Source organism: Myxococcus vastator (genome assembly GCF_010894475.1).
Taxonomy (GTDB): Bacteria; Myxococcota; Myxococcia; order Myxococcales; family Myxococcaceae; genus Myxococcus; species Myxococcus vastator.
Genome location: NZ_JAAIYB010000674.1, coordinates 1 through 3,180, shown reverse-complemented (window position 1 = coordinate 3,180; position 3,180 = coordinate 1). Strand labels below are relative to the sequence as shown.

Genomic DNA, 3,180 nt, shown 5'->3' with positions numbered 1-3,180 from the left:
GCCCACTCCCATCCCCCTCAGGTGGTGTGCCAGTTGGTTGGCTCGCCGATTCAGCGCCTCGTAACTCACCTGCTGCCCAGCCCACTCCACCGCCACCGCGTCCGGTGTCTTCTCCACCTGCGCTTCGAACAGCTCCGCCAGCGACGCGTCTCGCGGGTACTCCACGCTCCGCCCGCTCCACTCCTCCACCAATCGCAGACGCTCGGCGGAGGACATCAATGGCAGCTCACCCAGGCGCGTCTCCGGATTCGCGACCGCGGCCTCCAGCAGCACCGACACCTGCTTCAGCAGCCGCTCCGCCGTCTTCGCGTCGAACAGGTCGCTGTTGTAATTGACTGACGCGGCGGCACCTTCCGGTAGCTCGACGACGAACATCGACAGGTCGAACTTCGACGTCTGAATCCGCGCGTCCATCACCGTCAGCGACAAGCCCTGTCGCAGCTTCACTTCGGGCGCAGGCGTGTTCTGAAGTGTCAGGGACACTTGAAACAACGGGCTGCGACTCAGGTCCCGCTCTGGCTGCAGTGCCTCCACCAGCTTCTCGAACGGGACGTCCTGGTGCGCGTAGGCGCCCAGGGTCACCTCACGCACCTGCGCCAACATGTCCCGGAAGGACAGCTCGGGACGTACGCGAGCCCTCAGCACCAGGGTATTGGCGAAGTTGCCGATGAGCCCCTCCGTCTCCGCCTGCGTGCGACCTGCGATGGGGAAGCCCACGCTGATGTCGTCCTGCCCGGAGAGCCGCCACAACACCGTCTGATACGCCGCCAGCAGCACCATGAACGGCGTGGCCCCTTCTCGCCGCGCGGCCGCCTCCACTTGCTGCCACAGCGCCTTCGGCCACATCTGCCGCTGGACCCCGCCTCGAAAGGTCTGCGCCGCGGGGCGAGGCCTGTCCGTGGGGAGGTCCAGGAATCGCGGCGCACCCGCCAGCGCCTCGCGCCAGTAGCGAACCTGCGCTTCCAACACCTCGTCCTTCAACCACTCGCGCTGCCACAGCGCGTAGTCCGCGTACTGGACGGGCAGCTCTGGCAAGGGTGACGGCAGCCCTTGCGAGAAGGCGTCGTAGAGCGCCGCCAACTCCCGAAGCAGCACGCTCGCGGACCAGCCGTCGGTGACAATGTGATGCAGCAGCAGCACGAGGACGTGCGCCTGCTCGGACTGCTTCAACAGCAGGGGGCGCAGCAGCGGCCCACGCGCGAGCTCGAATGAGCGGTCGACTTCCGCGCGCACCCGGTGCCGCACCTCGGACTCGCCCTGGGCGCCCAGCTCGACCACGGAGAGGTGGACCGGCGATGGCGAAGCGATTTGCTGGACAGGTGCTCCGCCCTCCTCCGGGAAGGCCGTGCGCAGAACTTCATGCCGGCGCACCAGCTCCGACAAGGCTCGCTCCAGGACAGACACATCCAGGGGCCCCTCCACCCGCAGCACATACGGTACGTTGTACTCGGTGCCGCCCGGCTTCAGCCGATCCAGGAACCACAGTCGCTGCTGCGCGAAGGACAGCGGCACCCGGTCCCCCCGAGGCATCGGACGCAGCGCGGGCAGCGCCTGGCTCCGAGTCGCCTGCTCCACCTGCTGGGCAAAGGACCTCAAGGTGGGCGCCTCGAAGAGAGCCCGCAGCGGGACCTCGACGCCCAGGACCGCACGCACGCGCGACACCACCTGCGTGGCCAGGAGCGAATGTCCACCCGACGCGAAGAAGTCATCCTCCCGGCCCACCCGCTCCATCCGCAAGACGTGGGCCCAGACAGCGGCCAGCGTCTCCTCCATGGGGGAAGCCGGCGCCTCATAGGCGGGAGCCGAGCCCCGCGCCGACACGTCCGGCACGGGCAGCGCGCGCCAGTCCACCTTGCCATTGGGCGTCAGCGGCAAGGCCTCCAGTACCACCAGCGCTGACGGCACCATGTGCCCAGGAAGCCGCTGCTGGAGAAAGGCCCTGAGGGCCGCGATGTCCGGAGCAGCCCGAGCCGTGCGAACGGCGTAGCCCACCAGCCGCTTGTCGCCAGGCACCTCTTCTCGCGCGACCACCACCGCGTCCTGGACGTCGGGATGCGCTCTGAGCGCCGCCGCCACTTCTCCGGGCTCCACCCGGAACCCTCTCACCTTCACCTGGAAGTCCGTCCGCCCGATGAACTCCAGGCGCCCATCCCCCAACCACCGCACCTTGTCGCCCGTGCGGTACATCCTCGCTCCAGCCGTCCCACTGTACGGGTCCGGCACGTACCGCTCCGCCGTCAGCTCCGGGCGCCCCACGTACCCTCGCGTGACCTGCGCCCCTCCCACGTACAACTCTCCCCCCACTCCCACCGGCACGGGACGCAGGCTCCCGTCCAACACGTACACCCGCGTGTTGCCCATCGGCCGTCCCAGCGGCACCGTCGCGGGTAACTCCGCTCGACGCGGCAGCTCCACTCGCCCCGCCAGCACACCCACCGTCGTCTCCGTCGGGCCGTAGTGGTTGTACACCTCGCACCCGGGCGCCAACGCCGCTACCTGCTCCAGCAGGCTCCACGAGGCCGCCTCTCCTCCCACCACCAGGCGCTTCGTCGGCAGCACCTGCCCGGGCGCTGCGCCACTCATCAGCGCCGCGAGATGCGAGGGCACCACCTTCAAGCACTCCACCGCATGCCGCTGGAAGTACGCCTCCACTCCCGCCGCGCTGCTTGCCCGCTCCTGCGTCAGCACATGCAGCAGCCCCCCCGTCCACAGCGCCGCGTACAGCACCGTGTTTCCCAGGTCCGCCGCCACCGTCGACACCAGCGCGAAGCTGCGGCACTCCGCCAACCCCAGCCGCGCGTTCGCCGCTTCCACGTAGTTGGCAAGCTGCCCGTGCGACACCCCCACGCCCTTGGGCCGCCCCGTGCTTCCGGACGTGAACAGCACGTACGCCAGCTGCGACGGGTGCACCTCTACCCGCGGCGCTGCCGTCGGCTGCGCCTCGAGCCGCGCCGCGTCTCCATCCAACTCCACCCGGCGCGCCGACAGCCCCTCGAAAGTCGCCGCATGCCGCGTCTGCGTCACCACCACCGGCGCGGCCACCTCTTCCACCAGCGCGCGCAGGCGGGACTCTGGTTGCGCGGGGTCCAGCGGCACATACGCGCCTCCCGCCTTCAGAATCCCCAACATCGCCACCACCCACTCCACGCCCCGCTCCAGGCACAGCGCCACTGGCACTTC

Annotated in this window: 1 protein-coding gene; it reads right to left on the bottom strand. The window is 69.5% G+C overall.

What is annotated here, in order from left to right; translation table 11 throughout:
• Window positions 1-3,180: non-ribosomal peptide synthetase (locus G4D87_RS35900; RefSeq protein WP_163787285.1), on the bottom strand; the 3,180-nt coding region annotated here is incomplete at both ends.